The organism is Rothia sp. HMSC076D04 (genome assembly GCF_001814645.1).
Taxonomy (GTDB): domain Bacteria; phylum Actinomycetota; class Actinomycetes; order Actinomycetales; family Micrococcaceae; genus Rothia; species Rothia mucilaginosa.
In genome coordinates this window covers 106,639-126,606 of record NZ_KV817360.1, presented here as the reverse complement: position 1 = coordinate 126,606, position 19,968 = coordinate 106,639, and the positions used below count along the sequence as shown (strand labels likewise).

Below are 19,968 nucleotides of genomic sequence, written 5' to 3'. Positions count from 1 at the left end.
CGCGAACCCCCAACGGGTGCGGTCACAGGCAGGTAGCTATGTGCCTGCGCGCGGAGGAGGGGGTGCGCATCGCCGATAAGACGGTCTTGAAGATGATGCGTCAGATGGGGTTGCGCTGCGGTATACGCCGCGAGAGGGCCTACCACAGGTACAACTCCTACAAAGGGGAGGCGGGGCAAAGTTTCGCCAACATCATCGGTCGCAACTTCAAGGCCGATGGCCCCTGGCAGAAGTTGGGTACCGATGTTACCGAGTTTAAGCTTTCCTTTGGTAAGGCCTATCTCGCTCCGGTTTATGACTTTGCCAGCAAGGAGATTGTTGCCCACTCCATCTCGATGTGCCCTAATCTTGCCCAGCAGCAAGAGATGCTTCAGGTACTCATGGATGCTAAACCTGAAGGGGTTGAACCGGTTTTGCATTCGGATATGGGTTGGCAGTATCAGCATGAGACCTATGTCAGAACGCTTGCTGATAATGGTTTTATTCAGAGCATGTCACGCAAAGGCAACTGCATCGACAACGGTGCCACTGAGCAGGTCTTCGGACACCTTAAGGACGAGTTTTTTCGTGGCCAAGACTGGCAGACCTTTGAGAGTTTCAAGGTTGACCTTGACGCCTATATCATGCACTGGAATACGGTAAGGCGCCAGGTAAAGCTTAGGGGCCTGACCCCGGTAGAGTACCGGGATCAGGCCCTGCAGGAAGCTGCATAGCGGCTACTATTTATAGCGTCCAAGTTTCGGGGCGCAGTTCATTTTCAGCGGGGGCTTTTCGTGAACAGAATGCTGCCGCTTGTGGTGCTGCAGCTTGCATCTCCCACCCACCCTCACGACTGACAGGTGGGAGAAGTTTTGTAGGTAGCCCCTAGTGAACTAGCCGCTAGGGGCGTACCTGGGAGGCGCGCACACCGGTACGGATACCGGCTGCCTCCATGCGAGCGGACTCGTAGCTCACCGCGCGCAGACCCGAAGGTGCGTTGGTGGCAATTTCCTTCGCTCGCAGCTTTTCCTGACTCTTGGCGGGTAGAAAAACCCAGCGGCGCTGGACCGCGAAGCTGACCGGAATAAGGATCAGCTCGGTCAGGATCTTGGCAACCAGCAGGGACGCGCCCAGACCGGTTAGGGCTTCCATGAGAGCCGCGTTGGCTGCGAGGATACCCACCGCCAGCACGGCGTACCGCACCAGCGAGGAAGATGCCGAGGGGCGTGCGCCTCCGTCGTGCATGAGCATTCGGTTGACGGTGAAGTTCGTCAGCGCCGAGATGATACGTGCACCGACTACGGCTGCCAGGAGCGGAGCACCCAAGCCCACCAGGATGAAGAGGGCGATAGCATCCACGAGGAAGCCGGTCAGGAAAGACGATGCCAGGAAGGCAAGCAGCGGTGCGTAAATGAGCGCCGAGTCCTGCAGGGGCCTAAAGTGGCTGGTCGGGTTGCCGGGCTCGTAGACCTTCACGATGGGTACCTGCACCAGTTCCACGTCTGCGCGGGTTGCGCGCAGCAGCATGGAGAACTCGTACTCGTACTTATCGCCGGGAATCTGCAGTAGCCAGTCCAGGATCTGCGGGGTGAAGCCGCGCAGACCGGTCTGGGTGTCTGCCACGCGGGCTCCGGTCGCCAAGGCGAAGAAGCCTACGGTTGCGCTGTTGCCAATCTTGGAGCGCAGCGGCACCTTGGTGCCTTCTTCGCCGGCGTTCGGGTCGGGCTTGGTACGCACGCCGAGGATGATGCTCCGCTGACCTGCCGCTGCGGCGGTTTCGGTGCGCACACCCACTCGGAAGATGTCCCGAGGTAGGTGCTGGCCGTCCGCGTCGGCGGTGACGATGACCTCGCCGGGGCGGTTTGCTTTCGCCCAGGCGATGCCGGTGCGCAGTGCCGCACCCTTGCCTTTGTTGGCGGGGTGGATCTGCACGGTCACGCCGTCGATGCGCAGTTCGGTAAAGATGGGTGCGTAGGTGCTGCCGGATCCGTCGTCAATCACGAGGATTTCGGCGGCAGGGTCCTGTTTGCGCAGGGCCCGGGCAAGGCGGACCAGTGATTGGTCCGGCTTATAGGCAGGTATCAGGATAATCACGATGCGCTCCCTGCAATGTAGAGGATGTCGCTGGTGCCACGTTCCTTGGTGCCACCCTGCGGGCGGTTGACCAGCTTGTTGTTGAAGACCATGGCGGAGGAGCCACCACCGTCCAGGTTGTAGGCGCTCACGCAGCCGAGGTCCTTGAACATCTGGGCGAACTCGGGCATGGTCACGCCGCGCGAGTAGTTGGTGGAGCGGCCGTCGACCACGATGAAGACCAGGTGGTTGGTGCCGAGCACGCCCACACCGGTTCGCGGCTGGTAGCCCTGGATGGAGTGGTTACCGAAGTTGGTGTCCACTTCGACGCTGTCGATGCCGTCGACGATTGCGGAGTCCTTGACCAGTGCGGGGCCGAAGGAGAGGGTGTTCCACACGCCCTCGTTGACGAGGGTCTGGGCGTTGGTTGCGGTTTCGTCGTAGAGCTTGACGGAGCCGTCGCGGTAGAAGGCGAGGCCTTCACGTGCACCGGAGTCACGGTAGACAACACCGTTTCGGATCACGATGCCGGTGGTACGGAAGCCGTAGTAGTCGCCGTTGATCGCCCAGATGCCGTTGTGTTCGGACGCCATGTTCGAGGGGGTGTCGATGATGTTCTGGCCGAACTTGTTGTTGGCGAAGGCGCTTCGCAGCAGGGTTGCGTTGTCGAGCTTGATGTCTGCTACGAAGGAGACGACCGCGTCCGAGCCGCTGCCGGTGGTGGTGGAGGTGATGGTAATCGAGCCTTCGTTAGCGGTGAGGCTCTGGCCGTTGACCTTCACGCCGGTCAGTTCGGTGGGATCTGCGGTGGCGGAGCCGGAGGCGCTTGCGTTTGCCTGGGCTGCTGCCGCCTCGTAGGCGGTGGTATCTTCGATTTCGGTGTGCTCTGCCAGGTAGCGGTTGTACGCCCAGCCTGCGCCGCCGCCAACTACTGCGAGTGCGCCGAGGCCGCCGCCGATGAAAATTCGACGGGTGAGCTTCTTCTTGGCTAGCTTCTGCTCTGCAGCGGTTTGCGCTGCGTTAGCTTGTTCCGCTGCGGTCTGGGTGGCCTGGTCAATGTTCTGAGTCATGTTCTGTTCGTTGTTCATGTCTCTAGAATGCCGGGCTATTCTCTGTGCCAGGCATTACTAAGCTGTGCAGAAGCTATGTATGCTTATTCATTCCAGGCTTTTTTATTACTGCCTGTTCCGTATTACCAGAAGATGCTATACACACCCATGTATAAACATGTGTACTGGCTGTGTGTACCAAGCAGTTGAGCACCCACCGCATCCCCACTCCCCCACGCGCACGTGGCCACTCGAAGGCACGAAAAAACCGGCTGAGCACCCCGTACGGGGCCTCAAGCCGGTTCATCATCTATGAAATACGCTCGGTCGATATGCACCGAATCATTCCGCGTATTCTTTATGCCTCATCCTCGTAGGACGCGTACTTTTCTGCGTATGCCGAGTAGTCGTCCTCGTCGTCATAGCGACGGCGGGACGAATCGGAGGACTTCGTTTTCTTCGCGCTGCTGAGCTCGCGCTCGAGTGCGCTGTAGTCGGTCTCGGGGCTGAAGTACTTCATCTCCCGAGCCTGCCTAGTTGCTTTAGCCTTCTGACGGCCGCGCCCCATGGCGTGACCCCCTCTTTCATCCTGTCCGAGGCGAACAGCACGCGCGGCGCATCGCTCTCGGATCGTTCAACAGTCTTTACTACACTATAGAGTACCCTGTTTCAGCCCTGAATGTCTCGCTCAACGGCACCTATTTTGCGTATCATGACACTTCTTCGCACCGGAACAACCGTTTTATTTTGCACCCGCGGCTTTTTTACCCCAGACGCCACACACCCTATATAACACGTAGCCCCGCACCGGATATATCACTACATCCGATGCGGGGCGAGTGTCTCTGCCTCCGGCTCACTCACAAGACCGGGTTCAGAGAGGGTACCGTGCAGGTCATGACATCCCGCACGGGGTCTAAGGGAGAGCCCCCTGCCGCTGAGCCTGCGGCGAAGGAGCTGCTAGCTTGCGGTAAAGGAGCCCAGCGAGGTGGCGTTAGAAGCCAGGGTGGTGCTGGAGGCATCCACGCTATCGGTGGTGGTGTACACGGTGTAGCTCTCGCCCTTGGTGATCTTGGAACTGGAGACCAGGATCAGTGCGGTGCTGGAGTTAGTCACCTTGTAGTTCGCCACCACGTTACCGGAGGAGTCGGTCACCTGTACGGTGGTGCCTGCGCTCAGGTTCGATACGTTGCTGATCTTCACGTAGCCGCTGGTGGAGTTGGTCGAGGGTGCCTCGAACATGTCGCCGGAGTTACCCGCGGCCACGGTCGTGCCGTTGAGCAGCAGGTCACCGTTGGTGTCCAGGGATGCGTTACCGCCGGTGAAGGGACCGTTCACGATCAGGGTGCCGCCCGAGAGGGTTGCGGTGCCGTTGGAGTCGATGCCGTCGCCGTTCGTATTCACGGTGACGGTACCGCCGGTGATGTTGATGGTTGCGTCGACGACCTCGAAGGTGCCGCCACCACCACCCATGCCACCGCCTGCGCCACCGCCAGCCGGGGGCTGACCCATGGTGCCGGAGGGAGCCTGACCGCCACCTGCAGGTGCCTGACCTGCGCTACCGCTGGGTGCCTGGGGTGCAGAGTTCTGGCCACCTTGCGCGCTCTGCTTAGTCGAGGTTGCAGTAGTCGAGGTTGCAGTAGCCGACTCAGTGCTGGTCGAGGTGGTGCTGTACGAGGCGTTGATACCGTCATCGGAGCTGGTCACGTTCACGGTGCCGTCCAGGATGTTGATGTACTGCGCCTCAATACCCTCGTTCGCCCTGGTAATGTTCAGGGTACCGCCGGAGATTTCAAGCACGCGCTCAGCCTTGAAACCGTCATCACCTGCAGAGATGTTCACGGTACCGCCGCTCAGGCGTACCCAGCCGCGGTTGCCGTCGGTGTCGTTAGTTGCCTTGATGCCGTCCTTGGTTGCGGTCACGGTGATGGTGCCGTCCAGGATATCGACGTAGTCCTTACCCTTGATGCCGGTGTTTGCCGCGTTCACTTCCAGGGTGCCGGAGGCAATGACCAGGCCGTCAGAGGTGTGGATACCCTCTTCGTACTTACCTTCAACCTTCAGGGTGCCTTCGCCCGCCAGGGTCAGGTCACTCTTGGAGTAGATAGCTGCATCGGGGCTGCCGCTGGCGGTATCCGAGTAGGAGGAGCCGTCAGAGACGGTGTTCGTGCTACCCGAGGCGGTGTAGATAACGACCTCGTCCGCCTCAACAACGTTGATAGCTGCACCGGTGGAGTTGGTGATTGTCGCGTTGTTCAGGATCAGGCGGACCATGTCACTGTCGGCTGCATCAACCTTAATCTGGCCATCGTAGGTGCCGGTGAGCTTGTAGTTGCCCGCCTTGGTGATGGTGATGACGCCGTCGCTGACGGTCACACCGTCGGTCGCGGTCGGGTTAGAAAGATCGATAGTAACTTCGCTGGAGGAATCCCAGGTCAGATCCTTCGCAGAGTAGTGGGTGTCCTCGGCGAGCTTCGCTCCGCTCTTCACGTCGGTGGAGAAGGAGTCTGCCACCTTCGACGTGGTGCCCGAAGTGCTCGAAGCGGAGGTACTGATTGCACTCGAAGCGCTGGCATTCGATGCCGAGGTTGCCGAGCAGCCGGTCAACGCCAGGGCTGCCAGGAGGGTAATGGAGGTTGCGCTCTTAATCATATTGCTCTTTTTCACGGGTTTTCCTTTGTGTTTGGGTGACCACTCGCGTAGAGCCAGCGCCACAGGGGTAAGACGTATGTGAAATGTGAATATGTGTGAGAGCGGTTATTGCCTGTGTGGGGCGAATAAGGCCGATGTTGTGCTTGGTTCGGGGGTATAGGTTAGGGGGCTGGGGACGCGGGTAAGGTAGGTGCGCTACCCTACCCGCGCATCCAGATTGTTGTTATAGCCAGATTGCCGTTTTAGGCGGCTGCGAAACGCTCGGTCAGCAGCTTCTGGTAGTCCTCTTCGGTCATGTCATCCACGTTCAGGCGGGTGCCATTGACCGGTTCCAGGTGCATCCAGTTCTTCAGGGTTTCTTCCCACTTGTTGCTTGCCAGCTGCGGGTTCAACGCCGCCATACCGGTTGCAAACTTGGAAATCTTCGCGGGGGTGATGCCCGCATCCCAGAGGTGCTGATCTGCCACGGAGGGCTCCACGCCGGACTTGGTTTCGATGATGACCGCATTCGGCAGGCCGTAGGTGGTGCCGACCAGGTTGCCGTGGAAGTTGCGGTAGTTCACGCCCGCCATGAGGATGTTCTCGGACATGGGGGTCCAGGTCAGGGCGTTATCTACGGTCATACGGGAGGCGACCGGGTTCTTCTCGCTCTGCGGCAGGAAGACCGTGGTACGGCGGTAGCCGGTGGTCAGAACCGCCTCCAGCTTGTGCACGGGGCCGGCGAGGATATCGCCGAGTGCTGCGGTGATGTACTCGTGACCTTCCGCGGTGAGCGTATCGCGGTTCTCGAAGGTGTACGGGATACGCTTCTTGACGGTCATATCCTGCTCACCGTCGGTCTTGACCTCCAGGAAGGTCAGTTCCGAGTCCAGGTAGCTACGGGTACGGATCTTGAAGGTGTCGTCGCGGCTGTAGGCTGCCGAGTGGTAGCTCTGCATCTGCGGGGTGTCGAAGTAGACCGAGTCGTAGGCGAAGTCGCGCTGGCCATCGATTTCCATGACGGAGGCGTCTGCGTCGAGCGTGGAGAGTACCTTGGCGGCGGTTTCTGCGTCGACAATGTACTTGCGGTCCACGCGGGTCTGCATGGCTGCCTTTTCGTTCATGGCTTCGAGGCTGATGCTCTTCCACTCTGTGGGAATGATGTTTGCGGCTGCGTTAGTCATGGGTCTTCGTCCTTCTGGGGTGCCGCCCCTGCGTGCTGTGCGCTGGGGGGCGGCGTGTCGTGGGTATCGGAGAGTTTGTGCAGTTGGAGTGAATCGGAGGCTTTTATACCGGCTGGTCTTACTTGCCCACCAGGGTGCGCTGGAGCGGAACCATCCGGGTGTCCAGGGTGGTGTGCGCCTCGGCTGTGGGAACCTGAGGTGCTGCCGAGTAAGCCGCAGGAGCCTGCGATGCTACCGTCTGAGCGGCTACAGGCTGAGCCGCCTCCCCTGCCGCGGGGGTGCCGCCCTCGGTGGTTTCCTTGGGCTGGTAGGTGACGGTGGCGCGGGCCAGGTCGTTCACCATGTCCAGCTCGGTGATCTTCGCCGAGGTGACGGTGTAACCCAGGCGAGCGCTCAGGTATGCCTTGAGCTCTTCCTCGTCGCTGATTGCACGATCGGCGGTAACGGTCTGAGTCTGATCGGTAGAGACCGGGGCGCTGCGCGAGTCGAGAATCGCGATGAGGCCGACCAGGGTAGCCATGAGGCCGAAGGCGATGTACGCCGGGCTAATGTTCACACCTGCAATCATGCCGACCGAGAGGGCTACGAAGTAGTAACCCACCTCGCGCTGGCTCAGGGCGGTGGAACGCAATCGGATAATCGACAGGACACCGAAGAGGCCCATACCCATAGCGGATGCGTTCGATCCGGCGGATACCAGCGCCACCGAGACGGTGAAGATGCCGGCGTTGATGACCGCGTAGGAAATCATCAGTTCGCGGTTGCGGTGCCGCACCATGTAGAGGGTGCAGAGAGCTGCGATGGCTATAGCGTCGGCGAGTGCCATGGTCAGAATAGTCATTGGGTGCTCCAGATATCGTGTCGTGATGTTCGCGGTGCTCTTTGCTGTCTGTTCTTCAGCTCCAAGCTGTGCGTTCTTTGTAGTATCTAGATTCCCGTGCAAGCCTGTGTTTACCCTGTGCTGCCCTTAACTTAGAGATAAGTGTTATATGTCTCTAATAAATACACTTATCGTGGCGCTATTCAATCGTAATTTTTCTCTTTTCTCGTGTCCTTGACGGAGCATCCCACAGCTTCAAAAAGCACAAAAAATGGGCTCCCTCCGATATGGAGGGAGCCCATAAAAGCAGCTAAAAACTTAGCGACTAGGCGTTATTATGCCTTCTTGCGCATGCGGGTTGCCACGATGGTCGCGCCACCAGCACCCAGAGCAATCAGACCCAGACCAGCAGCGGTCATCGCATCGGATGCACCGGTCTTAGCCAGGGAAGAAGAGCTCTTGGAGGATGCGTTCGAAGAACCGGAGCCCAGGTTGTCGTTCGAGCCGGAGCTCAGCGAAACACTGTCGGACTTGGAGTTCTCGTAGTTCGGCTGCTCTTCACAACCCTTTTCGTCACCGTCAGCGTCGAACTTCTCGCGGAAGTCCGGGTCGCCCTTGTAAATGGGGCCACCACGGTCTGCCCACACGTCGGCGCAGTTCTGGTACTTGTCGGTCTTCTCGCCCTTTGCGGAGGAGTCGGAAGCCTGGTCAGACTTCTGGTCTTCAGACTTCTGCTCTTCGGCGGGCTTCTGGTCCTCAGCGGGCTTGGTTTCCTTAGCGTCCTCAACTGCGGGTGCGGAGGTCTCTTCAGCAGGCTTGGGAGCCTCAGTGGTCGGATCCTGAATGGGAGCCGGGGTCGAGTCCTCGGAGGGAGCGGGGGTCGGATCCTCGGAGGGAGCCGGGGTGGGCTCTTCGCTAGGTGCGGGAGCGGGCTGCTCTGCAACCTTAATGGTCACGGTAGCTGCCTTACCGCCGCGGGGAACGTCGCCGTCCTTCAGGGAGCCGGACAGCAGGTAAATGTCAACGGAAACGCTGCCGTGCAGCTCTTCCTGCCAGGGGATGGTAACGGAGAAGTTGCCAGCCGCGTCAGCGTGGATTTCCAGGTAGTCCTGGCCATTAATCTTGACAGCACCCTTGTTCAGCTTCAGTGCCAGGACGGAACCGGAGGTGCCGTCAGCGGTCTTGAAACCCTCGCCGCCAATATTCAGACCCTGACCCTCAACCCATACGTCGGGGGCGATGAACTGTGCAGAGTCTGCGTAGGTGTGGACAACCTGAGGCGCACCTTCAACAGCGAAGGTCGCGGGGACGGAAGTAGCAACGAGGCCACAGCCGATGAGGGCGGTGGCACCAATGCGTGCGATGTTGTTTCGAATATTCATGCCACCCATTCTAACGAGCGAAGCTTGGGATACCGGCTCCCAAGACGCTAATTTGCCATGACCTGACTCACAAAACATATTTTTCTTGAAGGTTTATTGAAGGCATGGTTGAACTATATAAGCCTTTTGCACCGCCGTGCACACCTAAACTCTCAACCCGACGTTGAAGAAACTAACAGGTACATACCCCATCCCATCAGCACAACCCAATAGCAAAAACCACCCCGTTAAACGCGAAAATCCCCTCCCCCGAACACTCGAAAGCATTCAGGGGAAGGGACCCTCATGCACACCGCACCGGGCGGCAACAGTTTTTAGGAGTTCTTGCGCTTACGCACAGCAGACACGCCAGCAACACCCAGACCCAGAGCTACCAGACCCATACCAGCAATGGTGAAGGCGTTAGAAGCACCGGTGTTAGCCAGGGAAGAGCGCTGAGCACGGCTCGAAGTGTAGCTGCTCGAAGAGGAAGAGCTGCCGCCCAGGTTATCCAGACCACCAGAGTTACGGGACGAAGAACCCGAGGAGCTGTTGGAGGAGGAACCGTCAGTCACCTCACTGTTAATGACCTCGCAACCCAGGCCGTTACCGTCGTTATCAAACTTCTTGCGGAAGTCCGGGTGGCTTTCGTGCATGGGCGCCAAGCCAGCGGCCGCAACCTCTGCACAGTTCGCGAAGCGAGTGCTCTCAGCCGAAGCGGTCACCTGCTCGGTAGCGGAGGTGGAATCACCCAGCTGATCCTTCGCCTCGTTCGCAACGGCTGCGTTCTGATCAGCAGAAGCCGAAGCGGAGGGGGTAGCCACCACAGAAGCCGATGCGGTAGCCGAGGGGCTCACCGAAGCGGTGGCGGAAGCCTTCTCCTCGGCGCGGTCCTTAATCTTTGCATCCACGGAGGCAACAACCTCATCAGCGGCAGTAGTCGAAGCAGAAGCCGAAACAGTCGCAGAAGCCGAGGGGGTAGCAGATGCGGAAGGCGCCACCAATGCGGAGGAGGTAGCAGAAGCGGAGGGGATAGCCACCACAGAAGCGGTTGCCGAAGCAGTTGCCGAAGCGCTCGCAGAAGCGGAGGGGGTTGCTTCCTGAACGGAACGAGCCTCAATCTTCACGGTTGCAGCCTTACCGCCGCGGGAGGTGTCGTTGTCCTTCAGGGAGCCGGAGAGCAGGTAGACGTCCACGGAGATGCGATCGTCCAGGTCGCTCTGCCAGGGAATGGAGACGGAGAAGTTGCCCTTCTCGTCAGCCTGAACTTCCAGGTAGTCCTTGCCGTCAATCTTGACGGAGCCCTTGTTCAGCTTAATGGCGATAACGGAACCGGAGGTGCCGTCCTGAGTCAGGAAGCCCTCACCGGTAATCTTCAGGGTTTCGCCCTTGTACCAGACCTCAGAAATGTGGGAAGCAGCCTTGTCAGAGTAGACGTGGGTGACGGACTCTTCACTGTTCTGAGCGAAAGTTGCGGGGATTGCGGTGACCGCCAGACCGCAACCGATCAGGGCGGTGGCACCGAAGCGAGTGATAGTGTGTCGAATGTCCATCCCATCATTTTATCCCCGCACGATGGGTGTATCCGCCTGTCCAGGGGCTATTTGCAATGACTTGCAACACAAAATAGCACTTTCGTGCACTTAACTTTGGGTCAGTGCACGCGCGGCAAAATTCGCCAGAGAAACAGCATTCACTGCAGAAACAGCGCCGTCTAGACCTCTGCAACATTCCCGGCAACGCTCCCTGCAACCTTAAACGTCAACGGCGTCGAGCATGAGTTCCAGTGCCTCACCCACGCCGCTGCGCCACAGGTAGGTTGCTTTCGCATCCGCACGACCCGGACCGCCATTGATGACGGCGACCGGCTTGCCGGCGCGCAGAGCCTCCAGCACAATCTTGTAGCTGCTCATAACCGCCACCGAGGAGCCCACCACCAGTAGCGCCGAACATTCAGCGAGCATGGCGTCCTTGAGTGCCTTACGTTCGGCGGGCACGGACTCGCCAAAGTACACGACATCCGGCTTGAGGCGGGTCGAACCGCAGGCGATGCAGGGCACCATCTGAAAATCGCGGATATAGCGCTCGTCCAGCTCCACGTCACCGTCAGGGTTCACCCGCAGGTCTTCGTCTTCAAGGCGCGCCAGGTAGCCGGGGTTCGCCGCGTCCAGGCGTGCATCCAGGCTTTCGCGGCTCTCGTCCTGCCCGCAGTCCAGGCACACAATACGGGAGAGGTCACCGTGCAGTGCCAGCAGGCGGCAGCTTCCAGCGCGGGCGTGCAGACCGTCCACATTCTGCGTAATCACACCACTCACGGCACCCAGCTGCTCCAGCTCAGCGAGCGCATAGTGGGCACGGTTCGGCTGGGCGCGGCGCATGCGGCGCCAGCCCACGTAGGAGCGCGCCCAATAGCGCTGACGCGCGGCGTCATCGTAGCGAAATTCCTGGTAGGTCATGGGACGGTGATCGTGCAGGGAACCACCCGGGCCGCGGTAGTCGGGGATGCCGGATTCGGTGCTCACGCCCGCGCCGGTGAGCACGAGAACCTTACCCGCCTTGAGTAGCTCGGCAATACCCGCGGCGGCGTACCCCTCGTCGTGCGGGGTGGCGTTCTCGGAGACGACTCGCTGAATGGAGCGGATTGCGGCACGGTGCACGGAGGCGATTTCTTCGCGCTGTTCACCGGCTGCGGCAAAGTTCTGCTGGTCAGTCCAGCGGTCCATTCTTCTCCTCTATGCTCTGTGCTCTCGTACGTTGTTCTCGCACGTTAAAGGGCTGTGGGGCACCCCCATTTCGAGGGTACCCCACAGCCTATTTCTTATGGTTTCGAATGTGCAAACTCAGCCACAGGCTAAGTCCGCCCAGCCAACCGGTTGAGCTTAGTTCTCAGCCTTCTGCTCACGCTCGGAGGTCACCGACAGGCCGTCGCTGGCAACGTCCGGGTTCACGTCCACGGTCACGGTGTCGCCGTCGTGGATTGCACCGGAGAGGATGCCTCGAGCCAGGCGGTCGCCAATCTCGCGCTGTACCAGGCGGCGCAGCGGGCGGGCACCGAATGCCGGGTCGTAGCCGGTTTTACCCAGCCACTCCAGGGCGGCGGGGGTGACGTTCAGGGTGAGGCGGCGGTCCTCCAGACGCTTAGCCATGCTCTTGACCTGCAGACCCACAATCTGACCCAGGTTCTCAGCCGACAGGGGCTGGAACATGATGATGTCGTCCAGTCGGTTGAGGAACTCGGGGCGGAATGCCTGGTGCACAACCTCCATGGCCTTCTCGGATCGCTCGTCGAAGGGCAGGTCCTGGTTGACCAGGTACTGCGAACCGAGGTTCGAGGTCAGAATCAGGATGACGTTGCGGAAGTCCACGGTGCGGCCCTGACCGTCGGTCAGGCGGCCGTCATCGAGTACCTGCAGCAGGATGTCGAAGACCTCGGGGTGTGCCTTCTCAACCTCGTCGAGCAGGACCACCGAGTAGGGGCGACGGCGTACAGCCTCGGTCAGCTGACCGCCCTCTTCGTGGCCGACGTATCCGGGAGGGGCACCGACCAGGCGAGAAACGGTGTGCTTCTCGGAGTACTCGCTCATGTCGATACGTACCAGGGCACGCTCGTCATCGAACTGGAACTCAGCCAGTGCCTTAGCCAGCTCGGTCTTACCAACACCGGTCGGGCCCAGGAACAGGAAGGAACCAATCGGGCGGTCCGGGTCGGAGATACCGGCGCGGGCGCGGCGCACAGCGTCAGAGACAGCGACCACTGCGGCTTCCTGACCAATCAGGCGGGCACCGATGCGCTTCTCCATTTCGAGCAGCTTCTCGGACTCACCCTGCATCATGCGACCTGCGGGAATGCCGGTCCAGGAGGAGATCACCTCGGCAATATCGTCCGCGGTAACCTCTTCGGAGACCATGGACTCGCTCTTGGCGGTGTCCTCGGCGCGCTGTGCTTCTTCCAGCTCAGCCTGCTTCGCGGGAATTTCACCGTAGAGCAGGCGAGATGCCTCGGCGAGGTTACCCTCGCGCTGTGCAACCTCTGCGCGGGAGCGCAGCTCGTCAATCTCAGTCTTGAGGTCACCCACGCGGTTCAGGTTCGCCTTCTCGGCTTCCCAACGGGCGTTGAGGGAGTCGAGCTGTTCCTTCTTGTCTGCCATGTCCTTGCGCAGCGCTTCCAGACGCTCCACGGATGCGGGGTCGGTTTCGCCGGCAAGTGCCAGTTCCTCCATGGTGAGGCGGTCCACGGCGCGGCGCAACTGGTCGATTTCCTCCGGTGCGGAGTCAATTTCCATGCGCAGGCGGGATGCTGCCTCGTCAATCAGGTCAATTGCCTTGTCAGGCAGCTGACGGGAGGGAATGTAACGGTTGGACAGGGTTGCTGCAGCAACCAGCGCGGAGTCAGCAATCTGCACCTTGTGGTGTGCCTCGTAGCGTTCCTTCAGACCACGCAGAATACCGATGGTGTCCTCGACGCTGGGCTCGCCCACGTACACCTGCTGGAAGCGGCGCTCCAGGGCGGGATCCTTCTCGATGTTCTCGCGGTACTCGTCCAGGGTGGTCGCACCGATCAGGCGCAACTCGCCACGGGCAAGCATGGGCTTGAGCATGTTGCCTGCGTCCATGGAGCCTTCGGAAGCACCAGCACCAACGACGGTGTGAATCTCGTCGATGAAGGTCACGATCTGACCCTCGGACTTCTTGATTTCTTCGAGGACTGCCTTCAGGCGTTCCTCGAATTCACCGCGGTACTTTGCGCCTGCAACCATGGAGCCCAGGTCCAGGCTGATGAGGGTCTTGCCGCGCAGGGATTCGGGCACGTCGCCGGAAACCATGCGCTGTGCCAGGCCTTCCACGACGGCGGTCTTACCAACGCCGGGCTCACCAATCAGCACGGGGTTGTTCTTGGTACGGCGGGAAAGCACCTGCACGACGCGGCGAATCTCAGAGTCACGGCCGATGACCGGGTCAAGCTTGCCTGCGCGAGCAATGGCGGTCAGGTCGGTGCCGTACTTTTCGAGCGCCTGGAAGGTGCCTTCGGGGTCGGGGGTATCCACGGTGCGGTCTCCTCGGACGGTGGGGATGGTCTGTGCAATGAGCTCTGCGGTAGCGCCGAGCTTGTGCATTGCTTCAGCTGTGCTATCGGTGCCGCTGGCAATGCCCAGCAGAATCATTTCGGTAGAAACGTAGGTATCTCCGAAGCCCTGGGCGCGGGTCTGTGCCGCCTGCAGAGCGGAAAGCGCGGCACGGCTGAGGGAGGCGTTCTGCACGGAGGCACCGGATGCCTTCGGCAGCTTCTTGATTTCGGCGGATGCGGCCTCGGAGATAGCGTCTACATCCAGGCCTGCAGCCTTGAGGACTGCTACGGCGACGCCTTCGCGCTGGTCCATGAGGGCCTTGAGGATGTGCGCGGTTTCAATAGTGGGGTTGCCGGCGGTTTGAGCATTAGTATTTGCCGCCGAGATGACTTCTTGACTCTTGGTGGTGAACTTGTTGTCCATGATGTTCCTTTCGTGTTTCGAGGGGCTTATCCTATGCGCCCCCGCATTACATAACTTGAGTCTACTCCACTCAATTATGTTTCGCAAGCCTCCTGTAAAAAATTTTCGTATTTTTTGCCCCACCTCACACCCCCTGCCCCCAAACAAAAGCCCCGGACAAAAACCCCAGTCAAAACCGCATTGTTATACTGACCGGACTGGGTACTTGCGAGGCTGGGCGCTTGCGGGCTCCCGCAACAATCACAGTCACGAATGGGGACCCACATGAAAATACTGGTTCTAGGTGCAACCGGCCGCACCGGTTACCTCTTCATCCGCAAATCCCTAGAGGAGGGGCACACCGTCACCGCCTACGTGCGCAACCCCGACAAGGCGCTAACACTTTTGGGGGCACACCAAAATCTCACTATCATTCCGGGAGCCCTGAACGATGCCGAGCAGCTCGCCGCAGCATCCTCCGGGCAAGACGTGATGGTCAGCATCCTGGGTCAGAAAGCCACGGTGCGAGAATTTCTCTCCTCCACGTTCATGCAGGAGCGCCTGCCCCTCATCATGGAGGCGGTCACGGGTGCAGGCGTAAAGCATTGCGTTCTGATGAGCGCCTACGGTGTCGGCGATACGATGCGGACCGCGTCCCTGCCCATGCGCCTGGTATGCAAGGTCATCATGCGCGGCATTTTTACCGACAAGGTTAAGGCGGACGCCCTGGTTGCCGAATATCAGCCGTATATTTCGCGTGCACATCCGGGCAGGCTGACCGATAAGCCAGGTAAGGGCGGGGTGAAGGTGTTTGATATGGCGAGTGTCGAGCGAACTCCAGGCATTCCGACGATTGCCCGTGAAGACGTCGCCGATGCGCTACTCACTATCGCCAAGAACCCCCAGAACGCGGGCACAGATTTTTTGGTGACGATTGGGGACGTTACCCTACGCTCGCCCCAGAAATAAACCGGTAGGCTTAATGACATGACGACTACGAACACCTTCCCCGCCGCCATTCTCTTCGACCACGACGGAACCCTCGTCGATACCGAACCCGTATGGGCTGCCGCAAAGGTTGCTCTCACCGCAGAATTTGGCGGCACCTGGACCGAGCAGGACACCCTCGACTGCCTGGGCCTATCCATGCAGTTCACCCTGGATCGCCTGCGCGAGCGCGGCGTAAACCTGCCAGACGAGGAGATTAACGATCGACTGGTGGCGAAGGTGCGCGAGGCCCTGGCGCAGCAGCCGGTCGAGTTCCTTCCTGGCATTGAGCGTTTCCTCTCGGAGGTTCACGATGCACAGATTCCGGCCGCCATCGTCACAAACGCAACCACCTCCGTGGCTCGCCGCACCGCAAACGCGGCACCCGAGGGCACGTTCTCGGTGGTTATTGGCAACGATGAGACCACCAACCCCAAGCCGGACCCGCAGCCCTATCTTTTGGCGGCGGAGCGTCTGGGTGTTGACCCGACTCAGTGCGTGGCTCTCGAGGATTCCCCTTCGGGCGTGCGCAGTGCGACCGCGGCAGGTATGCGTGTCATTGTTGTACCGGGCGAGCTGGAGGTTCCGGCGGAGCTGGGCACCGCACGCCTCAAGCATGAGGAGCTGACCCTGGAGGCGGTTCGCGCGCTGGCGTAGCCGCCCGATTCGCACGCGGGAAGCCCTACAGAAAGGCCGGAAGCTCTGTAGAAAACTGAATACGCTTCACCATAAAGGGTGGGATGCGCGATATGAGATACCGCGCGTCCCACCCTTTGTGCGTGCTTGGGCGGTGAGCCACGCGGGCATTTGGGGCTGACACGTTTAAGCAGCGCCTTTTGAACAGGGGCTTTTAAGTGTGGCGCGACACATAGATGACAATTTATTACGAATTACTCAAAATAACCTTGACAGCGGTTCCTTAAAATGATTTACTCATAATAACGATTCGGCGGGGCGACAAATCCCACCGAACCACAAACATCACAGCATCATGAAGGAGACCATCATGGCATTTGCAAACTACACCGCACCCGGCCTGACCCTCGAAGAAGGCAAGGGCATTTCCGAGGTTCTCCAGGCACGTCTGCACGACCTGAACGACCTGCACCTGCTGCTGAAGCACGCTCACTGGAACGTGACCGGCCCCGGCTTCATCGCCGTTCACGAAATGATTGACCCCCAGGTCGACACCGTCCGCGAGTTCGTCGACGCCATCGCAGAGCGCATGGCAACCCTGGGCGCAACCCCCAACGGCCTGGCTGGCGCACTGGTCGCACAGCGTACCGTCGAGGATTACCCCGTCGGCCGCGCACGCGTTGCTGACCACCTGCACGCTCTGAACGACGTGTACACCCGCGTGATTGAGGCTCACCGCAAGGCGATTGCATTCGCTGGCGAGTCCGACCCCATCACCGAGGACCTGCTGATTGGCCAGACCGCTGAGCTGGAGAAGTTCCAGTGGTTCATCCGCGCGTTCCTGGAAAACGGCGAAGGCAACATCTAAGCCGCAACCATCTAAGTTGTGGCCTCTAAACTGTAGCCTACCTATAGCGGCACGTCATGTAGGCGTTAGCTTTTAGAGTCACAAGCCGGGCGGGTGCGCTCTCCTTATGGAGGGTGCACCCGCCCGGCTTTTTACACTCGAAGCTGCCCCGCTTATTCCCAACCACTTTTACCTTTCCCGGCACTTGAGTCCTCGCCCGTGCGGTATCACAAAGTACGTTGAGGCGAACAATAACACCGGGTTAGGCCGTCCTAGATTTTCTGTTCGGAGTGCTCTACAGTGGTTCACTGATCAACTCAGAACACACAGATTAAACGCATGATTGCGCGCCCGGGAGATACCCGGCGCGACCCGCATCCGGCGGAAAGAGAGATATGAGCACGCACGCCCCGAACGAGCACGGCGAAGACACGTACGGCGAGCAGACCGAGAAGCTTCAAGCTGACGCGGCCGAGGCCGAAAGGACCGCAGCTGAGGCGACCGAGCACAAGCCGACCCGCCACAGTGCGGTTACTTCCCCCTCCCCCGCGCAGATTAAGCGTTGGCGCCGCTACCTGGCCGACGAGGAGTCGGAGGCACGCATCTACCGTTACCTGGCTCGCCGCGCCGAGGGCACCGACCGCGAAATCTTGCTGCAGGTTGCTGAGGCGGAGAAGCGTCACCAGCAACATTGGCGTGACATGCTCGGCGAACACGCGGATGTTCACGTGCGCCCGTCCCTGCAATCTCAGCTACTGCAGTTCTTGGCGAAGAACTTCGGTTCGGTGTTTATTCTGGCGATGGCGCAGCGCGCGGAATCCCGCTCCCCTTACGCTGAGGATCCGGACGCCACCGAGGAAATGGCGGCTGACGAGGCGATTCACGAGGAAATTATCCGTGCCCTGGCGACCAGTGGCAGGGAGAAGCTTTCGGGTAATTTCCGTGCGGCAGTCTTTGGTGCTAACGACGGTTTGGTGTCAAACCTGGCGCTGACTATGGGTATTACCGCCTCGGGCGCATCCAGCTCGATGGTTCTACTCTCGGGTATTGCGGGTCTGCTGGCGGGTGCACTGTCGATGGCGGCGGGTGAGTTCGTGTCGGTGCGCTCTCAGCGTGAACTGCTGGATGCATCCCAGCCGACCCAGGTGACCCTGCGTGTTGCGCACGATTTGGATTTGGACTCGAACGAGCTGGAGCTCATTTACCGTGCCCGCGGCATGGATCCGGACGCGGCGCATCACCGTGCGATGGAGCGCTTCGGCTACCTGGATTGTGACTGCGATCCGTCGCTGTCTCACCGCGAGGATGGGGATCGTGAGGAGAACGTGGCTTTGGGTACCGATATTGGTGCCGCCGCTGCTTCGTTTGCGTTCTTCGCTTCGGGTGCGTTGGTTCCGATTCTGCCCTATATCTTTGGCTTGTCGGGTGTGTTCGCGATGGTGCTGTCTCTGCTATTTGTGGGTGCGGCGCTGGGCTTCACCGGCGGCGTGGTGGGTCTGCTTTCGGGCACTTCCCCGCTCAGGCGCGGTGTTCGCCAGATTCTAATTGGCTTTGGTGCGGCGTTCGTGACCTACCTGCTGGGTTTGGCGTTCGGTACGACGGTCGGCTAATCAAGAACCCCATAAATAGGCTTTCAACAAGTGTATATAGCCGCTCGGGCATGTTCCGCGCTCTCCCCTGCGCCGTGCATCCCGAGCGTAGAAAACCCCCGGCGGGTGAGTCATCCGCCGGGGGTTTTCTATATGTTCTTACCCTGCATGAGGGGTTGATCTATTACGGGTGAATCTCCGCGGTGGTGGCCTGACCGGAAACGCTCTCCGAGCCGGTCGCGCCGTTGCCGGAGTAGGTCAGGTTTGCAACCTGCACGCTGGAGGTCTGCTTGTACGAGACCCAGCCGTCGTTTGCCGGGAATCGCAGCTGTGCCGGCATGAAGTTGGTCTGGCTGTAGTACTTGGTGCCGGACTGCTTCATGGTGTACGCCTTGCTGGTGGTGTAGACGATACGACCCTTGAAGGTGTAGGTGCCGTCGGAGTTCTTGGTGACGGTCGGTACTTCTGCGGTCCAGGTGCCGGCGGTCTGCGCCACGGACAGGTACTTTGCCTGGCCTGCGGAGGCTACCAGTTCGGTGGTCTTACCGGTCAGCTTGCGACCGGAGGGGGCCCATGCCTGGCCGTTGATCTTACCGAACTTAAGGAGCGACTGGGCGCTGGCGGCGACGGTGTACTCAACCTCGGTCACGAAGGTCGCGCCCGCCGCGAGGGTGACGCTGCTGCCGGGGATGTAGCCGGTGCCGGTTGCGGTGTCCTTGGTCGGTACGGACCACCAGAAGCCGCTGGAGGACATGTAGGCGCCGTTTGCGCCGGTCTGGGAGTTGGTGACGGGGGTGAACTTACCTTCGCCGTTGACGTAGGTTGCGCTCTTGGGCTTGGAGGTTGCGTCGTCCCAGTTGATGTCGGAGTCGGGGGTGCCGGAGGCAGTGAAGTGTGCCTCGGGGCTTGCCGGGTTGATGGTGCCGGTGTTGTTGGAGGATGCGTAGCCGACGTAGCCGCCGTTGTTCTGCACGCTGACGTACACGCCGTACTGCACGCCGGGGGTTTCCTTGGATGCGGCGTAGGCAGGTACTGCTGCGGAGGCTGCGACGACGGGTGCGGACCAGACGCCTGCCTTTGCGATGGTGCGGCGAGAGATGGGCTGAGTCATGAGTGTAGTGATCTCCTGTGAGTGTTTGGTGTTTCTTAGAGCCGCTCAGAATGGTTCTGACTAGGCTCAATGCACTCCAGTATACAAAGGTTGAGGTTATATCTGCACCTTATGAGGGCGGATGTGCACAATCTTACTTTCTGTCGCAAGTTCTACCGCTCTGGTTCAAACATCTCAAAAGCACCCTCAAATCCCAGCACTGTTCGACAGCTGGAGCGGCTCTATCCCTCCTC

Annotated in this window: 16 protein-coding genes; 5 read left to right on the top strand and 11 right to left on the bottom strand. The window is 60.0% G+C overall.

Translation table 11 applies throughout. The features are described from left to right. On the top strand, positions 1-713 hold a 713-nt coding region (locus HMPREF2980_RS00850; RefSeq protein ID WP_083313490.1), incomplete at its 5' end, for an IS3 family transposase. 166 nt (positions 714-879) lie between these two features. Here HMPREF2980_RS00850 and HMPREF2980_RS00845 read toward each other — a convergent pair. From HMPREF2980_RS00845 to clpB, 10 genes are all read right to left on the bottom strand, one after another. Beyond that, positions 880-2,073: a bifunctional glycosyltransferase family 2/GtrA family protein gene (locus tag HMPREF2980_RS00845; RefSeq protein ID WP_049346066.1), complete on the bottom strand. Its 1,194-nt coding sequence runs from the start codon at positions 2,071-2,073 to the stop codon at positions 880-882. Then, on the bottom strand, positions 2,070-3,140 hold the full coding sequence (locus tag HMPREF2980_RS00840; protein WP_070507162.1) for a phosphodiester glycosidase family protein: 1,071 nt from the start codon (positions 3,138-3,140) through the stop codon (positions 2,070-2,072). Before HMPREF2980_RS00840 ends, HMPREF2980_RS00845 begins: the two co-directional genes overlap by 4 nt. Before the next feature lie 319 nt (positions 3,141-3,459). Next, on the bottom strand, positions 3,460-3,669 hold the full coding sequence (locus tag HMPREF2980_RS00835) for a DUF3073 domain-containing protein (RefSeq protein WP_005504588.1): 210 nt from the start codon (positions 3,667-3,669) through the stop codon (positions 3,460-3,462). A gap of 392 nt (positions 3,670-4,061) precedes the next feature. Then, positions 4,062-5,768, bottom strand: a complete 1,707-nt coding sequence (locus tag HMPREF2980_RS00830; protein WP_070689776.1) for a carbohydrate-binding domain-containing protein — start codon at positions 5,766-5,768, stop codon at positions 4,062-4,064. A gap of 227 nt (positions 5,769-5,995) precedes the next feature. Continuing rightward, positions 5,996-6,916: a polyphosphate polymerase domain-containing protein gene (locus HMPREF2980_RS00825; RefSeq protein WP_049346069.1), complete on the bottom strand. Its 921-nt coding sequence runs from the start codon at positions 6,914-6,916 to the stop codon at positions 5,996-5,998. A gap of 118 nt (positions 6,917-7,034) precedes the next feature. Continuing rightward, on the bottom strand, positions 7,035-7,757 hold the full coding sequence (locus HMPREF2980_RS00820; protein ID WP_070630007.1) for a DUF4956 domain-containing protein: 723 nt from the start codon (positions 7,755-7,757) through the stop codon (positions 7,035-7,037). Positions 7,758-8,071: 314 nt separating this feature from the next. Next, the gene (locus HMPREF2980_RS00815; protein ID WP_070688704.1) at positions 8,072-9,118 is read right to left on the bottom strand and encodes an excalibur calcium-binding domain-containing protein; all 1,047 of its coding nucleotides are present in this window, start codon (positions 9,116-9,118) and stop codon (positions 8,072-8,074) included. 314 nt (positions 9,119-9,432) lie between these two features. Continuing rightward, positions 9,433-10,650: an excalibur calcium-binding domain-containing protein gene (locus tag HMPREF2980_RS00810; RefSeq protein WP_070689774.1), complete on the bottom strand. Its 1,218-nt coding sequence runs from the start codon at positions 10,648-10,650 to the stop codon at positions 9,433-9,435. A gap of 201 nt (positions 10,651-10,851) precedes the next feature. Further along, positions 10,852-11,820, bottom strand: a complete 969-nt coding sequence (locus HMPREF2980_RS00805) for a Sir2 family NAD-dependent protein deacetylase (protein ID WP_070689772.1) — start codon at positions 11,818-11,820, stop codon at positions 10,852-10,854. Positions 11,821-11,976: 156 nt separating this feature from the next. Further along, the gene (gene clpB, locus HMPREF2980_RS00800; RefSeq protein ID WP_070689769.1) at positions 11,977-14,586 is read right to left on the bottom strand and encodes an ATP-dependent chaperone ClpB; all 2,610 of its coding nucleotides are present in this window, start codon (positions 14,584-14,586) and stop codon (positions 11,977-11,979) included. 264 nt (positions 14,587-14,850) lie between these two features. Here clpB and HMPREF2980_RS00795 point away from each other — a divergent pair, with 264 nt between their 5' ends. The 4 genes from HMPREF2980_RS00795 to HMPREF2980_RS00780 all read left to right on the top strand — a co-directional run bounded on the left by HMPREF2980_RS00795 (position 14,851) and on the right by HMPREF2980_RS00780 (position 18,645). After that, positions 14,851-15,534, top strand: coding sequence for an NAD(P)-dependent oxidoreductase (locus tag HMPREF2980_RS00795; RefSeq protein ID WP_070688667.1), 684 nt, complete (start codon positions 14,851-14,853; stop codon positions 15,532-15,534). Between the two features lie 18 nt (positions 15,535-15,552). Then, positions 15,553-16,209 (top strand): HAD family hydrolase, encoded by a 657-nt coding sequence (locus HMPREF2980_RS00790; RefSeq protein WP_049340938.1) that lies wholly within the window; start codon positions 15,553-15,555, stop codon positions 16,207-16,209. 349 nt (positions 16,210-16,558) lie between these two features. Further along, positions 16,559-17,056 (top strand): DNA starvation/stationary phase protection protein Dps, encoded by a 498-nt coding sequence (dps, locus tag HMPREF2980_RS00785; RefSeq protein WP_049357285.1) that lies wholly within the window; start codon positions 16,559-16,561, stop codon positions 17,054-17,056. 374 nt (positions 17,057-17,430) lie between these two features. Next, the gene (locus HMPREF2980_RS00780) at positions 17,431-18,645 is read left to right on the top strand and encodes a VIT1/CCC1 transporter family protein (RefSeq protein WP_070689767.1); all 1,215 of its coding nucleotides are present in this window, start codon (positions 17,431-17,433) and stop codon (positions 18,643-18,645) included. A gap of 163 nt (positions 18,646-18,808) precedes the next feature. Here the strand turns inward: HMPREF2980_RS00780 and HMPREF2980_RS00775 are convergent, their stop codons facing one another. Then, complete coding sequence (locus HMPREF2980_RS00775; protein ID WP_070689766.1) at positions 18,809-19,735, bottom strand: amino acid oxidase; 927 nt, start codon at positions 19,733-19,735, stop codon at positions 18,809-18,811. Positions 19,736-19,968: the final 233 nt, after the last annotated feature.

Bases quoted from the DNA above. Each gene is read 5' to 3' on its own strand.
- HMPREF2980_RS00825 (WP_049346069.1), bottom strand. From the start codon at position 6,916: ATGACTAACGCAGCCGCAAACATCATTCCCACAGAGTGGAAGAGCATC.
- HMPREF2980_RS00780 (WP_070689767.1), top strand. From the start codon at position 17,431: ATGAGCACGCACGCCCCGAACGAGCACGGCGAAGACACGTACGGCGAG.
- HMPREF2980_RS00815 (WP_070688704.1), bottom strand. From the start codon at position 9,118: ATGAATATTCGAAACAACATCGCACGCATTGGTGCCACCGCCCTCATC.
- HMPREF2980_RS00840 (WP_070507162.1), bottom strand. From the start codon at position 3,140: ATGAACAACGAACAGAACATGACTCAGAACATTGACCAGGCCACCCAG.
- clpB (WP_070689769.1), bottom strand. From the start codon at position 14,586: ATGGACAACAAGTTCACCACCAAGAGTCAAGAAGTCATCTCGGCGGCA.
- HMPREF2980_RS00820 (WP_070630007.1), bottom strand. From the start codon at position 7,757: ATGACTATTCTGACCATGGCACTCGCCGACGCTATAGCCATCGCAGCT.
- HMPREF2980_RS00810 (WP_070689774.1), bottom strand. From the start codon at position 10,650: ATGGACATTCGACACACTATCACTCGCTTCGGTGCCACCGCCCTGATC.
- HMPREF2980_RS00835 (WP_005504588.1), bottom strand. From the start codon at position 3,669: ATGGGGCGCGGCCGTCAGAAGGCTAAAGCAACTAGGCAGGCTCGGGAG.
- HMPREF2980_RS00795 (WP_070688667.1), top strand. From the start codon at position 14,851: ATGAAAATACTGGTTCTAGGTGCAACCGGCCGCACCGGTTACCTCTTC.
- HMPREF2980_RS00790 (WP_049340938.1), top strand. From the start codon at position 15,553: ATGACGACTACGAACACCTTCCCCGCCGCCATTCTCTTCGACCACGAC.
- HMPREF2980_RS00805 (WP_070689772.1), bottom strand. From the start codon at position 11,820: ATGGACCGCTGGACTGACCAGCAGAACTTTGCCGCAGCCGGTGAACAG.
- dps (WP_049357285.1), top strand. From the start codon at position 16,559: ATGGCATTTGCAAACTACACCGCACCCGGCCTGACCCTCGAAGAAGGC.
- HMPREF2980_RS00775 (WP_070689766.1), bottom strand. From the start codon at position 19,735: ATGACTCAGCCCATCTCTCGCCGCACCATCGCAAAGGCAGGCGTCTGG.